Below are 22,612 nucleotides of genomic sequence, written 5' to 3' on the forward strand. Positions count from 1 at the left end.
CCGGGCTCCGGCTCGGTTCAGTGGAACTGTCCTTCTTCGGTGGAGCCCTTCAGGGCGACCGTGGAGGACTCGGGGTTGAGCGTGGTGGAGATGGCGTCGAAGTAGCCGGTGCCGACCTCCCGCTGGTGGCGGGTGGCGGTGTAGCCCTCGTCCTCGGCGGCGAACTCCTTCTCCTGGAGCTCCACGTAGGCCTTCATCTGCACCGACTTGTAGCCCTTGGCCAGTTCGAACATCGAGTAGTTCAGGGCGTGGAACCCGGCCAGCGTGATGAACTGGAAGGTGAAGCCCATCGCGCCCAGCTCGCGCTGGAACTTGGCGATGGTGTCGTCGTCGAGGTGCTTCTTCCAGTTGAAGGACGGCGAGCAGTTGTAGGCCAGCATCTGGTCCGGGAACTCAGACTTCACGGCCTCGGCGAACTGCTTGGCGTACTCCAGGTCCGGGGTGCCGGTCTCCATCCAGATCAGGTCGGAGTAGGGCGCATAGGCCTTGGCCCGGGCGATGCAGGGCTCGATGCCGTTGCGGACCTTGTAGAAGCCCTCTGCGGTGCGCTCCCCCGTGAGAAACTCGGCGTCACGCTCGTCCACGTCGGAGGTGATCAGGGTGGCCGCCTCCGCATCGGTGCGGGCGATGACCACCGAGGGGGTGTTCGCGACGTCGGCGGCCAGGCGCGCGGCCTGCAGGGTGCGGATGTGCTGCCCGGTGGGGACCAGCACCTTGCCGCCCAGGTGGCCGCACTTCTTCTCGGAGGCCAGCTGGTCCTCCCAGTGGACGCCCGAGGCGCCGGAGGCGATCATCGACCGCATCAGCTCGTAGGCGTTGAGCGGGCCGCCGAAGCCGGCCTCGGCGTCCGCGATGATCGGCACCATCCAGTCCTCCACGGTGCGGATGCCCTCGAGGTACTCGATCTGGTCGGCCCGCTGCAGGGCGCTGTTGATGCGGCGCACCACGTTGGGCACCGAGTTGGCCGGGTAGAGCGACTGGTCGGGGTAGGTGTTGCCGGAGAGGTTGGCGTCACCGGCGACCTGCCAGCCGGAGAGATAGATGGCGCGCAGTCCGGCCTTGACCTGCTGGACGGCCATGTTGCCGGTGAGCGCACCCAGGGAGTTGGTGTAGGTGCCCTCGGCGTGCTCGGCGGTGAGCTGCTCCCAGAGCTTCTGCGAGCCTCGCTTGGCCAGCGTGTGCTCCTCCTGCACCGACCCCTGCAGCTTGGCCACCTCGTCGGCGCCGTAGTCGCGCCGCACGTTCTTCCACCGCGGGTTGGTGTCCCAGTCCTGCTGGATGCGCTCGACGCGCTCCTCGAAGTCTCCGCGGATGTCAGTGCTTGCGTTGACGGTGGCAGTCACAGTGTTCTCCTTCGAATCGGTGACCAATGGATCGTCGACCAGTGGTTGGTACCGAGTGGTTGGTACATCTCCAGTTTTCGGCCCTCTTGAACCCCCTGACCACAGGAATCTGAGAAAAGATCTGCAGTTCTTCGCATTCCTGCAAGAAGTGCGGGAACTCACGCCGGATCACCGGGGATGGTGGCGGAAGCCGAAGCAAACGCGCTTCAGCGACGCGAAGATCGACCGTACGGCGCCCCTCTGGGCCCTGCCCCCGCTCCGCCGTAGTCTGGTGGCACAGACCACACCTGACGGCGAGAGGACTCTTCCATGGATCTGACCCAGGCCAGCGCGATCGTCACGGGCGGGGCCTCCGGGCTCGGACGCGAGACGGCCCAGATGCTGCACGACGCCGGAGCCGGTGTCGTCGTGGTGGACCTTCCCGACGACGGCGAGACCGGCCCCGACGGCGTCACACGCACCGAGGCGGTGGCACGCCTCGGGCATCGCGCCCGTTTCTGCCCCGGGGACGTCACCGACCCCGAGACGGCCCTGCGTGCCGTGGCCGAGGCGCAGGAGCTCGGGCCGCTGCGCGTGGTGGTCAACTGCGCCGGCGTCGCCACCCCGGGCAGACTGGTGGGCCGCGGAGGACCGCTTCCCCTGGAGGGATTCATGAAGGTGCTGTCCATCAATGTGGGCGGGACGGTGAACATGATGGCCCAGGCCGCGGCGGCGATGCGCGAGAACGAGCTCGACGGCGAGGACCGGGGCGTCCTCATCAGCACCGCCTCCGTGGCCGCCTTCGAGGGACAGATCGGACAGGTCGCCTACGCGGCATCGAAGGGCGCCGTGGCCTCGATGACGCTGCCGGTCGCCCGCGAGCTCGCCTCCTCACAGATCCGCAGCGTGACCATCGCCCCGGGCCTGTTCGAGACGCCGATGATGGCCGGGCTCCCCGAGGCCGCCCGCGAGTCTCTGGCCTCGAAGACGCCGCATCCGGCGCGACTGGGCCGGCCGGCCGACTATGCCCTGCTGGTGCGGCAGATCATCGAGAACCCCATGCTCAACGGCGAGGTCATCCGGCTCGACGGCGCGGTCCGCCTGGAGCCTCGATGACACAGGTCAGCGCCGCGGTCCGTCTCACCTGCTGACGCGCGTGCGTGGCGGACTGCGAGGGCCACGTCTCTGGTGTTGAATGGGGTCCGCGACACCACGCATCCCAGCGGATGGAGACCACCGATCGATGAGCACAGCGCGTCCGGACGAGCCCATGCCGTCTGATGCGCCCGAGTCCGCCGACTCTCCTGCATCCCCAGACTCCGCCGCATCTCCTGCATGCCCTGACGCCGCAGCGTCGCCCGCTCCCGACGCCGACGCCGACGCCGAGCTCGAGTCCGACGCCGAGCTCGGGGTCGGGGCTGCGGAAACGTCCTCGAGTCGCGGGTTCCTCGAGGAGTACCGCTGGGGCCTTGCCGTCATCGGGGGGCTGAGCCTGCTGCTGGTCCTCCTGGTCGGGGGACTGATCCTGACCGCCAACCCCCACCGGGGAACACCACCCCAGGAAGCCGACGACCAGGGTGCGAGCCGGGAGGGCCGGGCCGTCGGCCTGCTCGGCGCGGAGGCACGGCCGGAGAAGACGGCCCATGAGGACCTCCTCCCCGCCGGGGGCGAGGCCTTCTCGGACGGCGAGGGGCTCGTGGTCGGGGAGGACATCGCGCCCGGCGCCTACCGCCAGGACCCCGGCTCGGGCCCGACGGATGCGACGTGCTTCTACGTGATCTACGCCGACGCCAGTGAGACCACCGTGCGGCGCACGGGGGCCGATGACCGCGGAATCGCCGTCCTGGAGGACGGTGAGGTGGTCGACTCGGTGGACTGCGGCGACTGGCTGCCCCTGGAGGACACCGTCCCGGAGAGGCCCGAGACCCAGTTCGGCACCGGCATGCACGTCGTCGGTGAACACGTGGAGCCCGGGACCTATGAACTGGACTGGGACGAGGACACGATGCTCTGCTGGTGGGACATCTTCCGGGACCTGCGCGGGGACGGCCACATCCTGGACTCCGGATTCATCCCCCGCGATGCCCCGGAGTTCGGTGAACCGCTGCAGATCACCCTCGGCGACCAGGAGCAGCTGGTGGTCAGCTCGGAGTCCTGCGGCACCTGGACGAAGGTCCGCTGACAGGCGGAGAGGCGGGAGCCGGCACATCACCCCTCCTCGCCGACCCCTCAGTTCTACTACACTCTGTAGAAGAAGCCGTTCCCCTCGACCCCAAGGAGCACCATGCCCCGCATCACCATCGGCCTGGGCGGGATTCTGATCCTGCTCGGCGTCATCGCCTACATCGCCACGTCCTTCGCCAGCTGGACCGCGCTGATCCCCGCGATCCTCGGTGTCGTGCTGCTCATCAGCGGCCTCATCGGCCTGAAGAACGCGAAGGTCGGCATCCACATCGCCCTGGTGGTGGCGCTGCTCGGCGTCTTCGGCACCTCCATGAACGTGATGCAGCTGGGCGCGCTGTTCGCCGGCGAGGCCGAGCGGCCCGCCGCCGTCGTCGTCAGCTCCATCACCTTCGTCCTGCTGATCGTCTACATCATCACCGGGGTGCGCTCGTTCATCCGCGCGCGCCGCTGGAAGGGCGCCGAGGCCGCCGAGGCCTGAGCCTCCCCCACGCCGCCTGAGCGCGACCACACTATGGGCCGCCCCGAGTCACTCGGGGCGGCCCATCGTCGTCTCCGGCGGTCGACAGGCGGAGTCAGCGTCCAGAGCCCGCGCAGTCCAGCCGGCCGGGCTCCATCTCGATCTCCTCGACATCCTGCAGGCCGGCGAACTCGGAGCCCAGGACCACGTCCACGGTGAAGTCGTCGCGGTCGTCGACGTCCACCAGGGCTCCGGGGATGTGGTGCTGCACCGTGTAGGCCTGCCGCAGCCCTCGCTCACCGGCACGGATGATGGCCTCGAAGCCGGTGTCGGCGAAATAGTCGTTGTCCACCGCCTCCACCCGGAAGTCGCGATCCGTGAGATCCTCGGCGACGTCGCCGGCGAGTCCCGGCTCATTGGTGGCATTGAGGACCTGAACCGGCACCCTCTCGGGGACCACCGGCGACAGGATGCGGCTGGGACAGTCCTCCCCGGCGGGGATGGAGCCGCCGCCGACGATCGCAATGTCGATGGTGCCGTCGATCATCAGCCAGCTGCCGACCGTGATCCCTCCCAGGACGCCGATGGTGCTGGTTGCGACGGCGATCTTCTGCCGCCGGGTCGCCGGCGTCGGGGAGCTGCTCATGCCCCCATCCTATTTCGGGCCCCGCCCCGAGGGCGTCAGGGCAGGGCCGGTTCGCAGTCGAGATCATCGGCGAAGAGCCCGACGCCGTCATCCTCCGCCTGGGACCAGGCATCCTCCACGGAACTGAGGAACCGGTCGTTGGGCGGGTAGTGCACGGGAACCCCGAATCCGTCCCGGGCCATCTGGACGTTCAGCAGGACGTCATCGGCCCAGACGCCGGCGAGCAGGCGGTCATAGCGGTCCGTGCGCTCGTGGTCGAACTCAAGGACGAGGGGATCCCCCGGGGCGACCAGTGACTCCATATGCGCCGAGGACTCCGGCCCCAGGCATTCCACCGGCTGATGGGGATGCACCGACTCCGGGGTGTCGATGTTCAGCAGCCGCACCCGTTCCTCCTGTCCGTCCAGCTCCACGACGAGCGTATCGCCGTCGACCACGCGCACGAGGGTGGCGACCTCGCCGTCCTCCGACGGCGACGGCGCGGCACCTTCTCCCGGGCTCTGGATCCAGCTGATCAGCGCACCGAGGAGGACCACCAGCACGAGCCCGAGCAACCACCACAGCAGGCCCTGACTGCCGCCTCGGCGGCGCCGGCGTCCCGCCGCTCCACCACCAGACACTCCACCGGACACTCCCCCGGAGACTCCCCCAGACACTCCGCCCGAACCTCCGCGGGAAGCCGTGCGCAGGGAGCGTCGCACCGCCTTGCGGGCATTGCGGCGCATCGCATTCTTCAGATACCGGTCGACCATGGGGACCAGCGTATCCGGAGGCCATGACAGGGAGCCCGGAGGCCTCCGAGGACCCCCACAGGGCCGTCGAGCTCCGCTGGCTGCCAGTTTGTGCAGGAGGCACCTCAATATGTTCACATAACGTCATCCCTTGTCGAGGGTCTTCCCCGAACCACGGGCCCGTGCTAACGTCAAGACCACACAAGGATCACGAGAACCGGTCACACAGGCTCTGGCTTGGCCGGTCGGCAACCCTTTCCCGCGTGACGGGGTGCCCCAGATGACGATCCGGCCGCGAAGCTCATATTCACCGAGGTGGATTTATCTTCAGCGGCAAGCACGGCGCAGGGGAAGCCTCCCTGTGGCGCCTCATGAACGATGATGAACGCCCCACACGGAGGACCCTCCATGACACCATCCGTGCCGTCCGCCGGCACTCTGTCTCAGCACGCCCTGGAATCTGACGACCACGCGCCGCACACCTCGTATCTGGTGCAGCGCACCCGACGACGCTCGCTGATCTCCTTCGAGGTCTTCCCGCCGCGGCCTGCCCGCGACGGCCGTGACCCCTGGCGCAGCATCGAACTGCTGGCCGAGGCGGGCCCGGACTACTTCTCCGTCACCCACGGCCACAACCAGCCCGAGGGAGCGAATCTGGAGGTGATCCGGCACCTGCTCCGGAGCACTCCCGCCCCCGTGATGGCGCATCTCATCGGCGCAGGCAGCACCGGCGCCCAGGTGCGCCGCTCGGTGGAGCAGCTGCTGGACCTCGGCGTGCGGGACGTGCTCGCCCTGCGCGGGGACCCACCGGGCGGTGCCCGGGAGTGGATCCACCAGCCTGCAGGCCTGAACCGCGCCGCCGAGGTGGTGCGTCTGGTCCGGGAGGTGGAGCAGGAGCGCCTCGACCCGCCCGAGGGGCCCGGCGCCCGCCCGGTGTCCATCTCAGTGGCCGCCTATCCGCCCTCCGGCACGGACCGGGACCACGAGGCGGACCTGTGCGCACTGTGGGAGAAGCAGGAGGCCGGCGCCGACTACGCCATCACCCAGGTCTTCTACGACCCCGAGGACTACGCCCGCCTGGTGGACGACGCCCGATCCCAGGGCATCCACCTGCCGGTCGTCGCCGGACTGGCCCCGCTGACCAGCCCCAAGCGGCTGCGACGCCTGGAGGAGATCTCGGGAGTTCCGGTGCCGCAGCACCTGCTCGACTACCTCGACGTCGCCGACCCGGCCGAACGACGACGCCGCGGGGTGGCCGCCACTCTGAACCTGATCGACGCGGTGCTGGAGCTCGGATGTCCCGGCCTCCACCTGTTCACCTTCAACCAGCACCCGGCCGCCCTGGCGATCCTCGATCACCTGAGGATCCGAGACGCCGCACGTCAGCAGCGGGTCCTGCCCGAGCTGTCCTGACCCCGGAGCGCACCGCTCCCTGCCGCACAGGGCCCCTTCATTCCTGCGGACCGCATCGCGGTCGGCTGTCCTGGTGCGCCCTGCCGCGTCACCCGGGACGAACAGTCCGGGCACCCCATGCGATCCGTCCATCACCTGCATCTGACCCCAGACACATCTGACACATCTGACAGAGGAGACATCATGACCACCACCCCTGCCCGCCCCGAGGACCAGCCGCCCGCTCAGGTTCCCGCCCTGCCGGCGACCGTGCTCGGCTACCCGCGCATCGGACCCAATCGGGCGATCAAGAAGGCGCTGGAGGCACACTGGCGCGGCGGCGACGTCGCTGCGCTGCGCGAGGCCATCCACGCTCACCGCGCCCGCACCCTGGGCCGTCTGGCAGGCCTGGGCCTGGAGTCGGACTCGGCGATCCCGGCCGACGGCGCCGTGATCGATCAGGTCCTGGACGCCTCCGTGCTGCTCGGCCTGGTGCCGCGGCGCTTCCGTGAGGCGGGCTTCTCCGCCACCTCCCCGGACACCGGCGAGGGCCTGGCCCTGGTCTCTGCGTTGGCCCGCGGCACCTCCACGGTGGAGCCGCTGGAGCTGACCAAGTGGTTCGACACCAACTATCACTACTACGTGCCGGAGATCGAGCCCGACGTCGGCTTCTCCGCTCAGACGGACGCCGTCGTCGAGCGCTTCCGTGCCTTCCGCGACCTGGCCGCCGAGACGGCCGGCGCGGCCCTCCCCCGCCCCACCCTGCTGGGCCCGGTGAGCTTCCTGCTGCTGGCCAAGGCCGTCAGCTCCGCCGAGAGCCCCACCGGCGGCACCGACGGCGCCCTCGCCCAGGAGTCTCGGTTCGACCGGCTCGATGAGCTGGTGGCCGCCTACTCCGCCCTGCTCGGCGCCCTCCATGACGCCGGTGCCGCCTGGGTGCAACTGGAGGAGCCCGCACTGGCCTCCGACGGATGGGACGTCCCGCGGGAGCAGATCGTCACCGGCCTGCGCACCGCCTACACCGCGTTCGCCGGGCTCACAGCGCGTCCGGCGCTGTTCGTCCCGGTGAGCTACGGCACCGCCGGCGACGACGCGCTGGCCGCCCTCGGCGCAGCCGGCGTCGAGGCGGTCGGCCTCGACCTGGAGCGCGGCGCGCTGCCGGCGAAGGAGGGCCTGGCGCCGCTTGCCGGACGGACCGTGGCCGCCGGCATCGTCGGCGGGCTGAACGTGTGGCGTACCGATGTGGCCCGGGCGGCCGGGCTGCTGGACCAGCTGCGGGAGCGCCACGAGGGCCCGGTGACGGTCAGCAGCTCCACGTCGCTGCTGCACGTCCCCCATGACGCAGCCCGCGAGACGCAGCTGGACCCGCAGGTGGCCGGCTGGCTCGCCTTCGCGGACCAGAAGGTCGGCGAGGTGCTGGCGCTGGCCGGTCATCTCACTGCAGGTCCGGACGCCCTGGAGGGGCTGCGCGCGGATGACGCCTCCCGCCGCAGGCTGCGTGAACGGCACCCGCAGGTGCGGGTGGAGGCGGTGCGCCGTCGTCTGGACGAGGTGCTGCCGGAGGACCGCCGCCGGGCCGCCGCCGAGCACCGCCGGGCCGCTCAGGAGGCGGCTCTGGACCTGCCGCCGCTGCCGACCACCACGATCGGTTCCTTCCCACAGACCTCCGAGATCCGTCGGGTGCGCGCCGCCCACCGGCGAGGGGCCCTGGACCAGCAGGGGTACGAGGAGGCCATCCGCGGGCAGATCGCCGACTGCATCCGCCGCCAGGAGGACCTGGGTCTGGATGTGCTGGTGCACGGCGAGGCGGAGCGCAATGACATGGTCCAGTACTTCGCGGAGAACCTGGAGGGCTTCATCACCACCACCCACGGCTGGGTGCAGTCCTACGGCTCCCGCTGCCTGCGCCCGCCGATCCTCTTCGGCGATGTGCACCGTCCCGCCCCGATCACCGTGGAGTGGACCCGCTACGCCGCCTCGCTGACCCGCCGGCCCGTCAAGGGCATGCTGACCGGCCCGGTGACGATCCTGGCCTGGTCCTTCGTGCGCGACGACCAGCCGCTGGCCGCCACGGCCGACCAGATCGCACTGGCCCTGCGGGACGAGGTGGAGGATCTGCAGGCCGCCGGCACCCGGATCATCCAGGTGGACGAGCCGGCGCTGCGGGAGCTGCTGCCGCTGCAGGTGGCCCACCGCCCCGAGTATCTGCGCTGGTCGGTGGAGTCCTTCCGCCTGGCGACCTCCGCGGCGAAGCCGGACACCCAGCTGCACACCCACCTGTGCTATTCGGAGTTCGAGACCGTCATCGACGCGATCGACGCCCTCGACGCCGACGTCACCACCCTGGAGGCCTCCCGGTCCGGCTTCGAGGTGGTCACCGCCCTGGCGGAGCACGGCTTCTCCCGCGGCATCGGCCCGGGCGTGTGGGACATCCACTCCCCGCGGGTGCCCGGGGTGGACGAGCTCATCGAACGGCTGCGGCTGGCCGCCGAGGTGCTGGACCCGCAGATCGTGTGGTCCAACCCGGACTGCGGCCTGAAGACCCGCGGCTGGGAGGAGACGGAGGCCTCGCTGCGCCATCTGGTCAACGCCACCGCGGTGGTGCGCGCCGAGCTGGCCCGGGTCCCGGCCGGGGTGTGACGCTCCGGCGGTGAGGTCAGGATCACGACGGCGGCGGGCCGGTGTCCGCGGAGCTCGGCTCTGCGGACACCGGCCCGCCGTCGTCGTGCGCAGGCTCCGGGGCTCCGAGCCGTGGTCAGTCCCGCTCCCACGGCGGCGGCGCGCTGGTGACGGTGATGTCGCCGTCTCCGGTGTGCAGGGCGATCCGGCAGGACACCTCGGCGTCATCCTCCCGGTCGGCTGCGCCCTCTCCGAGGTCGACGTCGACCTCCCCTGACGCCTCGGTCTCCACCGTGCACCGCCGCGGATCCTCCTGGGCCGGCAGGGTGATGCTGATGTCCCCGCGACCGGTACGGACCTCCAGGGACGCCGGCAGTGCGGTGTGGGTCAGATCCACCTCCCCCTCCCCGGCACGCACGGAGATCTCCTCTCCGCTGAGGGAGCTTCCCGAGACGTCGGCGCGGAACGTTCGGACGTCGACGTCGCCCTGGACACCGCGCAGCATGACCTCGCCCAGCACAGGCTTCGGCTCCCCATCGACGACGACGTCGGCGAGGTCCCCTCCGGCGAGCCACAGGTCCAGGTCCCCGGCCAGGTGCTGGACGCTGTAGTACATGCCGTCGGCAGAAGCGACGTGGAGGTTCGACCCACGGGGCAGCAGGAGTTCCTGATCGGCCAGTGTCCCGCAGTCCTATCCGCAGCGTGTCGTCACCGCGGTGGCGCCGTCGAGCTGGGTGACCTCGGTGAAAGGGTCTCCGGGCACCCGGTAGAGGTTCTCTGTCAGCTCCATGCCGTCACGGTCCTGCCCGGAGAACGTCATCTGCAGCGCATCGCCGGTGTACCAGATCGCATCCTGCGGATCACCGAGAGTGCGTTGGATCTGCTCCGGCTCGCGGCCGCCGGCCAGCCAGGTCATCTGGAGGATCGCCGCCAGAGACGGGTTCACACAGGCGGCCAGCACCACCGCGGTGAGGACCGCGCCGATCCCGCCCCACAGCCTGCGCGGCCATGGCCGGTCGGTCGTCGAGCTCATGAGGGTCCGCTCTCCGCGCCGGAGGACAGGTACGTCAGCACGGCCAGGACCCGTCGGTTGTCAGTGCTCGCCGGCGGGATGTCCAGCGTGGAGAAGATGGCGTTGATGTGCTTGGACACCGCCGAGTCGCTCAGGTGCAGCGTGGCGGCGATCCCGGCGTTGGAGCGCCCCTCGGCCATGAGTCCGAGCACCTCCCGTTCACGGCGGGTCAGCAGGTCGATGCCGTCGCGCCCGGCCCGGCGGGTCAGCAGCTGGGAGACCACCTCCGGGTCCAGGATCGTGCCGCCGTCGGCCACGGTGTGCACCGTCCGCAGGAACTCGTCGACGTCGGCCACCCGGTCCTTCAGCAGGTAGGCGACGCCGCGGGTCTCCCCGGTGAGCAGATCCACCGCATAGCGCTCCTCCACGTACTGGGACAGCACCACCACCGCCAGAGCGGGGTCCTCCCGGCGCAGCTGCAGAGCGGCCCGGATGCCTTCATCGGTGTGGGTGGGCGGCATGCGCACATCCACGATCACCAGATCGGGCCGGTGCGCGGCCACGGCTTCCAGCAGGGCGTGGGCGTCCCCGACGGCGGCCGCGACGTCGATGCCGTCGTGGGTCAGCAGGCGCACCAGCCCTTCGCGCAGCAGCACCGAGTCCTCCGCGATGATCACCCGCATGGCAGCACCGCCGTCACCGTGGTTCCGCCGCCCTGAGGACTGCGGATCTCCAGTCGTCCGTTGACCGCGTTGACGCGGCGGCGCAGCCCGGTCAGCCCTGTGCCGGACTCCGGGTCCGCACCCCCGGCGCCGTCGTCTTCGACTGCGACCCGCAGCTCGTCCCCCTCACGGAGGATGGTGATCTGCCCCCGGCGCGGTGCGGCGTGGCGCATCGCGTTGTTCAGGGCCTCGGCCACGACGAAGTACGCCACGGCCTCGACGCTCACGGCCGGGCGCGGAGCGACGTCGACCTCCACGGCGACGGGGAAGGGCGCGCGATCGGCGAGCCCGGAGACGGCGGCGTCGAGCCCGCGGTCCTCCAGCACCGCCGGGTGCAGCCCGCGCACCAGATCCCGGATCTCCTGCAGGGCCGAGGTCACCTCGCCCTGGGCGCGGACGAGCGTCTCGCGCAGCTCCTCGGGGTCTTCGGCATGGATGCGGCGAGAGAGGCCCAGGTCCACGGCGAGCGCGGTCAGCCGCTGCTGGGCGCCGTCGTGGAGGTTGCGTTCGATCCGGCGTCGTTCGGCATCGGCGGCGTCCACTGCGTCGGAGCGTGCCTGATCGGCACGTCGGATGCGGGCCTGCAGCTGGGCGGCCTCGTCGGTGCCGTAGAAGGTGCGCAGCAGGCGCCGATCCAGCTCGCTCAGGCCATGGATGATCCACGGGGAGGCGATCAGCGTGGCCGCGGCCAGCAGTCCGAGCAGCAGGCCGGCCATATCGCCGAAGAGGGTGGAGCGCGAGAGCAGCCGGTCCCCGGTGAGGGCCAGAAGCAGGAGCACCGTCGCCGTCACCGTGGAGAGCACCGCGACGACGGCCAGCAGGCTGGAGACGACGGCACCGCCCAGGGACCGGCCGAGCATGCCCGGCTTGGTCCGGTCGTTCTTCCGGATGATCAGGCAGCGCCACCAGGGCAGACCGTCTGGGGTCGGCGGCGGATTCAGCGTCTCCCCCAGCAGGTGGGTGGCTCGAGAGACCTGGAGCTGATCCGCGATGCGCGCCGCCGCCGGGAGGGCCACGACCATGACCGTGACGGTGGCCACTACGCGAGCCGCCAGGGGCCGCCAGTCGATGCCGCCCAGGAGGCCGGGGTCGGCCGCTCCGGGGCTGGAGGCCAGGAACCGCCACAGCAGCAGGAACACCGTCATCGGCAGCATCCAGACCAGCCACCCGGTGGTCAGGGAGATCAGCTCCGTGACCATCCGCTCCAGCCGAGCCCGCAGGCTGAGCCGGACGCCGTCGTCGGGCGCCGCGCTGGCCTGGGGCTGCGGTGTCGTCGTCATCATCTTCGAGCCTAAGCGGCCTGGGCGGGGACGGCGAGCCGGGCAGCTGCCCGGTCCTGGTGCAGAAAACTGCACCCGGACCGGGCATCATGGCGGGCCAGAGTCAGCGCTTCAGGGCGTTGGCCACGTCCTCCAGCAGCTGCGGGATGTCGTCACGGTGCGTCACGGCCTCGATGAACACCAGCTTGTCGCGGTTCTCCATGGCGTCCTGGCAGGCCTGCAGCAGCTCGGCCTCGGTGGTGGCCCTGCGGAAGAGGTGGTCCTCCTCCGCGGCGCCGAAGAGCTGCGGCACCAGCTCCCACCGCCAGGGGGCGATGTCGTTGTAGACCTCATCGGGGCCGTGGATGGCGCGCTCCACGGTGTAGCCGTCGTTGTTGACCAGCACGATCACAGCCGGCAGCTTCTCCCGGATGATCACGCCCATCTCCTGGATGGTCAGCTGGGCGGAGCCGTCGCCGATCAGGAGCATGGGCCGGCGGCTGCGGTCGGCCAGGCCTGCCCCGAGGATGGCAGGCAGAGTGTACCCGATGGAGCCCCACATGGGCTGGCCGATGAAGGTGGACTTCGCCGGGAACCGGTGGGTGGCCATGCCGAAGTAGCTGGTGCCCTGGTCGGCGGCCACGATGTTCTCCGACTCCAGCTGGGAGGCCAGGATCTCCCACATTCCGTTCTGGGTGAGCGGGCCCTCGGCCGGGTGGCGCGGGGCCTCCGGCTCGGGCGCCTGTGCGGCGGGCATGGGGACGACGTCGTCGAGGTCGGCCACCACCCGGTGCACCACGGCGAGCGCCCGCTCCAGGGAGATGGGGGTGAACAGCTCGTCACCGACGCGGGCGCCGAAGCGGGTGACGTCGACCATCCGGGCGGGGTCCAGGTCCATGGAGAACCCGGCAGTGGTGTTGTCGGTGTACTCCACGCCGAGGGTGATCAGCGCTTCGGCACCTTCGATGACGTCGCGGACACGGTCCTGGGAGGCAGCGCCGGCGTAGATGCCCACGAAGTTCTCATCCGACTCGTCCACCAGGGTCTTGCCCCAGGCCAGCGTGGCGAAGGGCAGGTCGGTGTCCCCCAGGAAGCTGGCGAGCTCCTCGGTGGCGCCGAGGCGGTGGACCAGCAGGTCAGCGAGCACGGCGGTGCGGCGACCGGGCAGGAACCGACGCAGGGCCTCCTCGAAGGCAGCCTCCGCCCCGGGCGTGGTCACCGGCAGGTCGGTGGTCAGCGGTTCGGTGGGCGGAAAGGCAGGGACCTCGGCGACGTCGGCGGCCAGCATGAGGTAGCCGGGGCGGCGGCGGAAGACGACGTCGCGCAGCACCCGGTCGATCTCCCAGGTGGCGGTGGCGGCGTCGAGGTCCGCGTGCGCGCAGGTCACCTCCTCGGCCATGCGGAGGAAGTGCTTGAAGTCGCCGTCACCCAGCGAGTGGTGGATCTTCCGGCCCGAGGCCTGGGTCTCCTTGGGCGGGGCGCCGACGATCTGGACCACCGGCACGGACTCCGCGTAGGACCCGGCCAGGGCGTTGATGGCGGAGAGCTCGCCGACCCCGTAGGTGGTCAGGAAGGCGCCGATGCCGCGGATGCGGGCGTAGCCGTCGGCGGTGTAGCCGGCGTTGAGCTCATTGGCGGAGCCCACCCAGCGGATGGTCTCGTGGGCGACCACGTGGTCGAGGAACCTGAGGTTGAAGTCGCCGGGGACGCCGAAGAGCTCGGTGAGGCCCAGTTCGGCGAGACGGTCGAGCAGGTAGTCCCCGATCGTGTAGCCGGGCGGTGTGGGGACGTTCGGGGTGGACCGGGTGTCGGGCATGGGGTTCGCCTTCCGTGAGGGGCGGCGCGCCTTGTGGGCGGCCGCAGATCGGTGGTGGTGAGGGCGCCCCGGATCACGGGGCGCATTCCTTCCCTGTACGGAAACGTTAGGCGACAGACCCGTGTCTCAGGGAATCGGCCCGCTCAGCACCAGGGCGAGGGGCCCGACGTGAGGCGGTGTGCCCCTCCGCAGGGGACCGCCGGTCGCCTCAGGCGGCGCCTGCCTGACGCCGTTCCCGCTCCGCCAGACCCCAGGCGGCCACGCCGCCGGCTGCGGCCATGACCAGGCGAGGAGCGGGGACGTGAGCCTTTCGCAGAGCCGACTCGAGGGCCGTGTCGGACCACAGGCTGATCCGCATGACACCGTAGGTGGCGGCCCCACAGAGGAGGCCGAGGCCCAGACGAGCCGGCAGGGGCGCGGCGCCTTCGCCCGAACCCTCGTCACCCCCGTCTTCAATGGGGTCACCAGCGGGTTCATCAGCGGAGTCACCGGTCTCCTGATCCAGGTCCACACCGGCGGCGCGGGCGGCCTGCTGGACCCGCTCGGGGGCGAATCCGGCGGCGGCGACGAGCAGGGTCGGGGCCCAGACGAGCGTGCCACGCAGCCAGCGTGGATAGCGACGGACGGGCACGAGTCCGCTCACTCCGGTGAGCACTCCTTGGCCCGCCGGACTGCGGCAGATCTCCAGCAGCGGGGATGAGGTCCTGGACGAGGTCCTGGTCGGCGCGTGGGTCGTCATGGCTTCGACGCTACGCGGCCGGCATCGGCGCCGTCATCATCCTCAGGACGGACCCTGAAGGCAGCAGCCGTGAAGACAGAAGTGGCCCCACGTGCACCTGCCAGAGCCCACCTACCCTTGCTACCTTCCGGTCCTGGGGGAGTTCAGCAGGATGACACCACACGTGGGGCCGGGGACCATCGTAGCCCGGAGATCGCCGCCGGCGCCAACCGGGCGCGGCCCTCTGCCGGGCCCTCAGGACATGGATCCGGACTCGATGTGCATTCTGCCCGGATTGTCCGCTAGCATGGAGCCTGCCCTCGCGACGCCAGGTGTTCGCACCTGCGGATCGAGCGGTGAAGGAGGATTCGCCTAGCGGCCTATGGCGCACGCTTGGAACGCGTGTTGGGTTCACACCCTCAGGGGTTCAAATCCCCTATCCTCCGCCCTGATGAGAAGGCCCCCGGTCACAGACCGGGGGCCTTCCTTCGTCTTCCGAGCGACCCCTTCGGGGCACATCGCCCCAGGCCACCTCGTCACACGCCGACGCCGGCGTCGTGAGGTGCGTTACGCTCATCGAGTCCACACGGGTGCCCCTGCAGGGGCTGAGATCAGGCGATGCACGCCTGGACCGTCGAACCTGACCGGGTCATGCCGGCGTAGGAAGTGAGGGCTCATCATGAGCGATTTCTCTGTGCGCACCGCCCCTTCGGCGAACACCACCGCCTCCCCCACGGAGGAGGCTCACCCCGCCCACGAGCGGGCCAGCATCACCGACGGCTCCGGCCTTGAGGTCCCCGTCACCCGGATCCACCTGCACGACTCGCCGGACGGCTCCGCCAATGAGCCGTTCGAGGCCTACCGGACGGCGGGCCCCGGCGGCGACCCGCTGGACGGGCTGCCGCCGTTCCGCGAACCGTGGATCCTCTCCCGGCAGGACTCCGCGGAGTACACCGGCCGGGGGCGTCACCTCGACGACGACGGCCGCTCGGCGGTGCGTCGCGGGGCGGCCAGCGACGAGTGGCGCGGCAGACGTCCCGTGCCGCGCCGCGCCCTTCCGGGGAGGAAGGTCACCCAGATGCACTACGCGCGGCGGGGCGTCATCACCGAGGAGATGCGCTACGCGGCCCTGCGGGAAGGCTGTGACGCGGAGAAGGTGCGCGCCGAGGTGGCGGCCGGGCGGGCCATCATTCCGAACAACATCAACCACCCGGAGTCCGAGCCGATGGTCATCGGACGGGAGTTTCTGGTGAAGATCAACGCCAACATCGGCAATTCGGCGGTCACCAGCTCCATCGCCGAGGAGGTGGACAAGCTGCGGTGGTCCACCCGGTGGGGTGCGGACACCGTCATGGACCTCTCCACCGGAGATGACATCCACACCACCCGAGAATGGATCCTGCGCAACGCCCCGGTGCCCATCGGCACGGTCCCGATCTACCAGGCCTTGGAGAAGGTCGACGGCGACGCCTCGGCCCTCACGTGGGAGGTCTTCCGGGACACCGTGATCGAGCAGTGCGAACAGGGGGTGGACTACATGACCGTCCACGCCGGAGTGCTGCTGCGCCATGTGCCGCTGACCGCCGAGCGCGTCACCGGCATCGTCTCCCGCGGCGGGTCCATCATGGCCGGCTGGTGCCTGGCCCACCACCAGGAGAACTTCCTCTACACGCACTACGACGAGCTGTGCGAGATCTTCGCCGCCTACGACGTCGCGTTCTCCCTGGGCGACGGGCTGCGTCCCGGCTCCATCGCGGACGCCAACGACGAGGCCCAGTTCGCGGAGCTCGACACGCTGGCGGAGCTGACCCGCCGGGCCTGGGAGCACGACGTGCAGGTCATGGTGGAGGGCCCGGGCCACATCCCCCTGCACCTGGTGCGAGAGAACGTGGAGCGTCAGCAGGAGCTCTGCCACGGAGCACCGTTCTATACGCTGGGGCCGCTGGTCACCGACATCGCCCCGGGCTATGACCACATCACCAGCGCGATCGGGGCCACCGAGATCGCCCGCTACGGCACCGCCATGCTGTGCTACGTCACCCCGAAGGAGCATCTGGGGCTGCCGAACCGCGAGGACGTCCGGGCCGGGGTGATCACCTACAAGATCGCCGCCCACGCCGCGGACCTGGCCAAAGGACATCCGGCCGCCCGGGCGCGGGACGACGCGCTGTCCAAGGCCCGCTTCGAGTTCCGGTGGAAGGACCAGTTCGCCCTGGCATTGGACCCGGAGACCGCCCAGGCGTTCCACGACGAGACCCTGCCGGCCGAGCCTGCGAAGACCGCCCACTTCTGCTCCATGTGCGGACCGAAGTTCTGCTCCATGCGGATCTCCCAGGACATCCGCGACGAGTTCGGCTCAGCGGAGGACCAGCGCAGGATCGTGGAGCAGGGCATGGCCGCCAAGAGCCGGGAGTTCGCCGCCGCCGGGGGCAGCGTCTACCTGCAGCCGGAGATCCCGGTGGGGCCGCCCGGAGCAGCCGCGGAGTCCTGAGCCGCGCCCCGCTCGACGAGGGCGGGAACCGCCTCAGCCGTCCGTGACCACGGCCAGGCTGAACCCGTCCCAGCTCTTGGCCCCGACCGTCTGCACGGCGGTGGCCTCCAGGCGAGGGTGCTGACCCTGCAGCGTGAGGAAGCGGCGGATGCCCTGGACGTCCGGGGCCTCGGACTCGGCGTCCAGGACCGCGCCGCCGCGGACCACGTTGTCCCCGATGATGACGCTCCCGGTCCGCACCATCTCCATCACCAGCTCCAGGTAGCGGGGGTTGCCGGCCTTGTCGGCGTCGAGGAAGACCAGGTCGAACGGCGGACGGGCCCCTGAGGCGACCTCGTCCACCAGGCTCAGCAGCGTGTCCTCGGCGGGGCCCACGCGGATGTCCACCGTCTCCCCCACGCCGGCGCCGTCCAGGTTGGCCCGAGCGACGTCGGCGTGGTGGGGCTCCACCTCACAGGTGACCAGGCGCCCCTCGGCGGGCAGGGCTCGGGCCATCCAGAGGGTGGAGAACCCGGCCAGGGTGCCGACCTCCAGCACGTGACGCGCCCCGGAGATGCGCACCATCAGTTCCAGGTGCTTGCCCTGCGCGGCAGAGACCTCGATCGCAGGCAGCCCGCCCTCCTCAGCCCGACGCTGCACCTCGGCGAACTCGGGTCCGGGGCGCGCCACCGTCTGCTCCACGTAGGCGTCGACGGCGGCGGCCGCCGGGGCGCCGACGTCGGGACCGGAGCGAGCCAGTGACGACGACGGCGTCGGGATCTCAGCCGGGGTGCGGTCAGGAGCGGTGGTGTGCGCATCAGAGGTGTCCATGGTCGTCACCCTAGGTCCCCGTCAGGACGGAGGGAAGGGCACGGATGCCGCCGCCGTCCCCCGCGGTCGAGCCCCGGCACGCACCGTCGACCAGCACGTTCAGGGAACTTCCAGGATCTGGACGGGACGGACCGGTACACTTCCTGCAGTCCTCCCTCCCCGAACCAGGAACCTGCACACACCTATGTCCACACCCAGCAGCCCGATCACGGCGCAGTCCCCCGCGAGCAGCCGCATGCAGTGGATGGACCTGCTCCGCGGCGTGGCGGTGATCCTGGTGGTGATCCTCCACGCGGCGTCCATCCCGACGTCGACGGGCTCCGGCATCCGCGAATGGATCCTCACCAACCGGTACCTGGAGCCGTTCCGGATGCCGCTGCTGATGTTCCTGTCCGGAATGCTGCTGCCGCGCTCGCTGGCCAAGCCGCTGCCCCAGTACCTGTGGGGCAAGTATGCGGCCATCGTCTGGCCGGCGGCCGTGTGGATGGTGCTCTACGGGGTGTTCGTCTACCGCAACGGGCCCTTCGAGCTGTCCTACTGGATCACCGGCGACTATCTGTGGTTCCTGCTGGCCCTGATCATCTGCTACACGCTGGCCGCCCTGCTGCAGAAGCTCCCCTTCCTGCTGATCTCGGCGGCGATGATGGCCGCCGTCGTGCTGATGGAGGTCCCGTCGGGGCTGCCCCACAAGACCTTGTACTACGGGGCGTTCTTCTTCCTCGGCGCCTGGGCCTGCCGGTACATGGACCGGTGGCTGCGGGCCCCCTGGATGCTGGTGGTGGCCATGGCCGTCGTCGCCGCGGTCTTCTCCCATCTGGGCCGGGAGGACCTGGCGCTGCGGATGGGCACCTGGCAGGCCGCCGGGATCTCGCTGCTGGGCCTGGGCGTGATCCTCTGGCTGGCTCCGCGGCTCCCACGCGGCAGGATCTCGGCGTTCTTCGAATGGGCGGGCCGCAGCTCGATCGTGGTCTATGTGGCGCACTTCCCGATCCTGGTGGTCATCCACCGGGTGCTCGCCCGCATGGAGGTCGCTCCGATCTGGCACGTCGGCATCACCACGGTGCTGGGCCTGGCGCTCACGCTGCTGATGGTGTGGCTGCGGCCCTGGACCACGTGGCTCTACGTCTACCCGCGGCAGAAACAGGTGGCGACGAGGCTCAAGGAGCGCGCAGCACGTCAGAAGTCCGCCCCGGCGGCCACTCCGACGCCTGGGGCGACGCCCGACGTCGGCCGCTGAAGCCCTGATCCCGGGCCGCCCGGGGCGGTCCTCCCGGTGTGTCGGCGCCGCCGTGAACGCGCTGGCCGCCTGACCGGCCGAATGCATGTGTCCCACCCAGACGGTAAGGTTCTTCACTGTGAGCACAGCCCTGTACCGCCGGTATCGCCCCGACACGTTCGCCGATGTGATCGGCCAGGAGCACGTCACCGCACCCCTGGTCACGGCACTGGGCAAGGACGCCGTCTCACACGCCTATCTCTTCTCCGGGCCGCGCGGCTGCGGCAAGACCACCTCAGCCCGGATCCTGGCCCGCTGCCTGAACTGTGCGGAGGGCCCCACCGGCACCCCGTGCGGACACTGCGAGTCCTGCCGGGACCTGGCCACCGGCGGTCCGGGATCGCTGGACGTGATCGAGATCGACGCGGCCTCCCACGGCGGTGTCGACGACGCCCGCGATCTGCGGGAGCGGGCCACCTTCGCCCCGGTGCGGGACCGCTACAAGATCTTCATCATCGATGAGGCTCACATGGTCACAGCGGCCGGCTTCAACGCGCTGCTGAAGATCGTGGAGGAGCCGCCGGAGCACATCAAGTTCATCTTCGCCACGACGGAGCCGGACAAGGTCATCGGGACCATCCGCTCCCGCACCCACCACTACCCGTTCCGGCTGGTGCCGCCGGAGCCGCTGCTGGACTATCTGCAGCGGCTCTGCGAGCAGGAGCGGGTGCCGGTGGCGCACGGCGTGCTGCCCCTGGTGATCCGCGCCGGCGGCGGCTCGGTCCGTGACACGCTCTCCGTGCTGGACCAGCTGATCGCCGGATCCACCGAGGCAGGGCTGGACTATGACCGGGCCGTAGCCCTGCTGGGCTTCACCCACAGCGCGCTGCTGGACGACGTCGTCGACGCGGTGGCGGGCCTGGACGGCTCCACCGCGTTCTCCGTGGTCGACCGCGTGGTGCAGTCGGGTCAGGACCCGCGACGCTTCGTCGAGGACCTGCTGGAGCGGCTGCGGGATCTGATCATCGTGAAGTCGGTGCCGGACTCGCCCGGGTCGATCCTGCGCGGCGTCCCGGACGACCAGATCCGCCGCATGCAGGCCCAGGCGGGCAAGGTCGGCTCCGCGGAGCTCTCGCGAGCGGCGGACATCACCGCCCAGGCGCTGACCGACATGGTGGGGGCGACCTCACCGCGGCTGCACCTGGAGCTGCTGATGGCCCGGCTGCTGCTGCCGCATGCTGATCAGGGAACCTCCAGCCTGGCCGCGCGGCTCGAGCGTCTGGAGCGGCGCGTGGACTTCGTCTCCGGCTCCGGAACGACCCCTCCCGCCGAGGATCCCACCCAGACCGCGGCCCAGCCGACATCCGCAGCTCAGCCGACATCCGCAGCTCCACCTGCCTCTGAGACGGTTCCCGCGCCGACGTCGGCGCCGCCTTCCGGGCAGGCTCCTGCGCAGGCTCCGGCGGCCGAGCCCCTCGCGGCCTCGAACCCTGCTGCCGCCGCTGCACCCGCGGCGGCCTCCGCACCCGCAGCCGACGACGATGGCTGGGCCACCCCCGGCGTCCCGCGCCCAGGAGCTGAGTCCTCCCGCTTCGCGGAGGCGCCGGCAGCGCAGACGATCAGGCCCGAGGGTCCCACCGAGGAGGCTGCCGCTCCGGCAGGCGTGCCCTCGGCTGCTCCCGGAGCCACACCGTCCGCTGAGCCCGCACCCACCGAGGCGGAACCCACCGAGCCGGGACCCACCGCGCCGGTACCCACCGCGCCCGGTCCTGCCGACTCGGCACCGCCTCACGCGCCGGCCGACCCTGCCGCACCGCAGGGCGCGGCCCCCAGCGGGTCCCGGGCGGAGATGATGCGCCGAGCCTGGCCGGAGATCGTCCAACAGCTGGCCTCCCAGTCGCGACTGCTGTGGATGCTGGTCAAGGACAACGCCTCGGTGGCCGGCTTCGACGGTCAGACCCTCACGATCGCGTTCACCAACGACGGCGCCCGCTCCACCTTCGCGAACCGACGCGGTGACCAGGCCCTCAACGCCGCCATCCAGCAGGTCCTGGGCCTGCAGGTCAGCTTCGACCTCATCACTGGAGGTGCTCCCCCGGCAGCTGGTCAGTCCCCAAAAGGTCCTAGCCGGCCGACGCCGGCACCCTCAGCGCAGCCGGACCCCGCGCCTGCTGGGTCGGACGGCTCGAGCCTGCCTCGTGAGCAGCACCCGCCACAGCCCGGCACCTGGAGCTCCCATGCGCAGACCACGCCGCCGGCGGCAGAAGCCCCCGCACGCCCGGCGCCCGTCGAGGCGGGCCCCGCAAGCCCCACCGGGCACGAATCGGACGGTGCCCCGGCCTGGATGGCCGAGGAGACGCCGGAGCCCTACGACGCCGATCCCGAACCGCCTCAGGCCCCGCCCTCGCCCCACCCGGCGTGGAACGGTCAGCCCAGCGGCGACCCGGCCGGCTCCGCCCTGTCTGCCGACTCCCCCTCGGAGGCCGGTGCGGCCACCGACCCCGTGGAGCTGACCGACCCCACCTATGGGCCCACCACCGCTCGGGTGCCCAGCGTCGAGACAGCGGGAATGGACGCATCCGACATCGACGTGTCCCGCGCCCAGACTCCCGCTCCGGACCCTCTTCCTGATCCCACTCCGCAGCCCGGGCCGCAGTCCGAGCAGTCCCCTGATCCGACCTCCACGGAGGAGTCCGCGACGAAGCCTCGGGTGCCAGTGTTCGCCCGGCCGTCCAGCTCCCGGCCCGGCTCCTCTCGGGCCCCGGCACCCGGTGCTCCCGCCGCGGAGGCGGTGGGCCCAGCCTCGGCGGCCCCGCGCGCGGAACGCAACGGCGCGCCGTCGGGAACCTCACCCGGAGCGTCCGGCCGGATCGCAGCCATCAAGGAGCGGATGGCCAAAAGGGCGGCCGGGGCCGAGCCCCCGGGCTGGGACGACGCTCCTCCGCCGCCCGACCCCCTGTACGACCAGGGCCCTCCCCCAGGTGCGGCCCCCGGAGCGGGAGCCGGCCCCCGCAGCGAGGCTGGGCCCGGAGCCGCTCCGGCCCCGGAGATCGAGGACATCCCCAGCGACGACGACATCACCGTGGAGGAGTCCACGGTGTTCGGCCGCAAGGCGATCGAACGCATCCTCGACGGCACCCTGCTCGAGGAGCGTCGGCTGGGCGAGGGCCCCCAGTAGACTGACGCTCATCCGGCCATCTGCGCGTTCCGCCGTCAT

The 22,612-nt window shown here is 70.9% G+C and carries 18 protein-coding genes, 1 tRNA gene, 1 other RNA gene and 2 riboswitches; of the genes, 9 read left to right on the forward strand and 11 right to left on the reverse strand.

Translation table 11 applies throughout. From position 1 onward, the window contains the following. Positions 1–17: 17 nt before the first annotated feature. Complete coding sequence (gene aceA / locus Q7C18_RS10395) at positions 18–1,313, reverse strand: isocitrate lyase (protein WP_311025437.1); 1,296 nt, start codon at positions 1,311–1,313, stop codon at positions 18–20. 339 nt (positions 1,314–1,652) lie between these two features. On the opposite strand from aceA, the gene Q7C18_RS10400 reads away from it, so the two are divergent. The 3 genes from Q7C18_RS10400 (at position 1,653) to Q7C18_RS10410 (ending at position 3,984) form a co-directional block, all read left to right on the forward strand. Then, positions 1,653–2,438, forward strand: a complete 786-nt coding sequence (locus Q7C18_RS10400; protein WP_311025341.1) for an SDR family NAD(P)-dependent oxidoreductase — start codon at positions 1,653–1,655, stop codon at positions 2,436–2,438. 127 nt (positions 2,439–2,565) lie between these two features. Beyond that, the gene (locus tag Q7C18_RS10405) at positions 2,566–3,504 is read left to right on the forward strand and encodes a hypothetical protein (protein WP_311025342.1); all 939 of its coding nucleotides are present in this window, start codon (positions 2,566–2,568) and stop codon (positions 3,502–3,504) included. Positions 3,505–3,606: 102 nt separating this feature from the next. Beyond that, positions 3,607–3,984 (forward strand): hypothetical protein, encoded by a 378-nt coding sequence (locus Q7C18_RS10410; RefSeq protein ID WP_311025343.1) that lies wholly within the window; start codon positions 3,607–3,609, stop codon positions 3,982–3,984. Positions 3,985–4,078: 94 nt separating this feature from the next. On the opposite strand, the gene Q7C18_RS10415 is transcribed toward Q7C18_RS10410, so the two are convergent. Continuing rightward, the gene (locus Q7C18_RS10415) at positions 4,079–4,609 is read right to left on the reverse strand and encodes a LytR C-terminal domain-containing protein (protein ID WP_311025344.1); all 531 of its coding nucleotides are present in this window, start codon (positions 4,607–4,609) and stop codon (positions 4,079–4,081) included. Positions 4,610–4,644: 35 nt separating this feature from the next. Next, complete coding sequence (locus tag Q7C18_RS10420; protein WP_311025345.1) at positions 4,645–5,361, reverse strand: thermonuclease family protein; 717 nt, start codon at positions 5,359–5,361, stop codon at positions 4,645–4,647. Between the two features lie 185 nt (positions 5,362–5,546). Next, a riboswitch (SAM riboswitch) is annotated at positions 5,547–5,686 on the forward strand. Between the two features lie 62 nt (positions 5,687–5,748). Between Q7C18_RS10420 and Q7C18_RS10425 the strand changes: the two genes are divergently transcribed. Both Q7C18_RS10425 and metE read left to right on the forward strand, forming a co-directional pair. After that, entirely contained in the window at positions 5,749–6,753 is a 1,005-nt protein-coding gene (locus Q7C18_RS10425; protein ID WP_311025346.1) for a methylenetetrahydrofolate reductase, read from the forward strand. Between the two features lie 183 nt (positions 6,754–6,936). Further along, on the forward strand, positions 6,937–9,372 hold the full coding sequence (metE, locus tag Q7C18_RS10430) for a 5-methyltetrahydropteroyltriglutamate--homocysteine S-methyltransferase (RefSeq protein ID WP_311025347.1): 2,436 nt from the start codon (positions 6,937–6,939) through the stop codon (positions 9,370–9,372). A 115-nt stretch (positions 9,373–9,487) separates the two neighbouring features. Here metE and Q7C18_RS10435 read toward each other — a convergent pair whose 3' ends face one another. The 7 genes from Q7C18_RS10435 to ffs form a co-directional block, all read right to left on the reverse strand. Beyond that, a complete protein-coding gene (locus Q7C18_RS10435; protein WP_311025348.1) occupies positions 9,488–9,967 on the reverse strand; it encodes a DUF4097 family beta strand repeat-containing protein in 480 nt (159 codons plus the stop codon). Between the two features lie 75 nt (positions 9,968–10,042). Then, complete coding sequence (locus Q7C18_RS10440; protein WP_311025349.1) at positions 10,043–10,384, reverse strand: hypothetical protein; 342 nt, start codon at positions 10,382–10,384, stop codon at positions 10,043–10,045. Then, positions 10,381–11,046, reverse strand: a complete 666-nt coding sequence (locus Q7C18_RS10445) for a response regulator transcription factor (protein ID WP_070158972.1) — start codon at positions 11,044–11,046, stop codon at positions 10,381–10,383. Before Q7C18_RS10445 ends, Q7C18_RS10440 begins: the two co-directional genes overlap by 4 nt. Continuing rightward, positions 11,037–12,365, reverse strand: coding sequence for a sensor histidine kinase (locus Q7C18_RS10450; protein ID WP_311025350.1), 1,329 nt, complete (start codon positions 12,363–12,365; stop codon positions 11,037–11,039). Before Q7C18_RS10450 ends, Q7C18_RS10445 begins: the two co-directional genes overlap by 10 nt. 103 nt (positions 12,366–12,468) lie before the next feature. Next, positions 12,469–14,160 (reverse strand): thiamine pyrophosphate-binding protein, encoded by a 1,692-nt coding sequence (locus Q7C18_RS10455; RefSeq protein ID WP_311025351.1) that lies wholly within the window; start codon positions 14,158–14,160, stop codon positions 12,469–12,471. A 208-nt stretch (positions 14,161–14,368) separates the two neighbouring features. After that, positions 14,369–14,899: a hypothetical protein gene (locus Q7C18_RS10460; protein WP_311025352.1), complete on the reverse strand. Its 531-nt coding sequence runs from the start codon at positions 14,897–14,899 to the stop codon at positions 14,369–14,371. A gap of 77 nt (positions 14,900–14,976) precedes the next feature. Then, positions 14,977–15,073: signal recognition particle sRNA small type (ffs, locus tag Q7C18_RS10465), an RNA gene on the reverse strand. Between the two features lie 166 nt (positions 15,074–15,239). On the opposite strand from ffs, the gene Q7C18_RS10470 reads away from it, so the two are divergent. Next, positions 15,240–15,324 (forward strand) — tRNA-Ser (locus Q7C18_RS10470). A gap of 130 nt (positions 15,325–15,454) precedes the next feature. Next, positions 15,455–15,561, forward strand: a riboswitch (TPP riboswitch). Then, positions 15,558–17,369 carry a phosphomethylpyrimidine synthase ThiC gene (gene thiC, locus Q7C18_RS10475; RefSeq protein ID WP_311025353.1) on the forward strand — a complete coding sequence of 604 codons (1,812 nt, stop codon included), beginning with the start codon at positions 15,558–15,560 and terminating at the stop codon, positions 17,367–17,369. (Overlaps the previous riboswitch by 4 nt.) 33 nt (positions 17,370–17,402) lie before the next feature. Here the strand turns inward: thiC and Q7C18_RS10480 are convergent, their stop codons facing one another. Next, positions 17,403–18,179, reverse strand: coding sequence for an O-methyltransferase (locus tag Q7C18_RS10480; protein WP_311025354.1), 777 nt, complete (start codon positions 18,177–18,179; stop codon positions 17,403–17,405). Positions 18,180–18,363: 184 nt separating this feature from the next. On the opposite strand from Q7C18_RS10480, the gene Q7C18_RS10485 reads away from it, so the two are divergent. Beyond that, positions 18,364–19,416: an acyltransferase gene (locus tag Q7C18_RS10485; protein WP_311025355.1), complete on the forward strand. Its 1,053-nt coding sequence runs from the start codon at positions 18,364–18,366 to the stop codon at positions 19,414–19,416. 118 nt (positions 19,417–19,534) lie between these two features. Next, a complete protein-coding gene (locus Q7C18_RS10490) occupies positions 19,535–22,573 on the forward strand; it encodes a DNA polymerase III subunit gamma and tau (RefSeq protein ID WP_311025356.1) in 3,039 nt (1,012 codons plus the stop codon). Positions 22,574–22,612 lie beyond the last annotated feature (39 nt).

This window comes from Nesterenkonia sp. CL21 (assembly GCF_031705515.1).
Lineage (GTDB): Bacteria > Actinomycetota > Actinomycetes > Actinomycetales > Micrococcaceae > Nesterenkonia > Nesterenkonia aethiopica.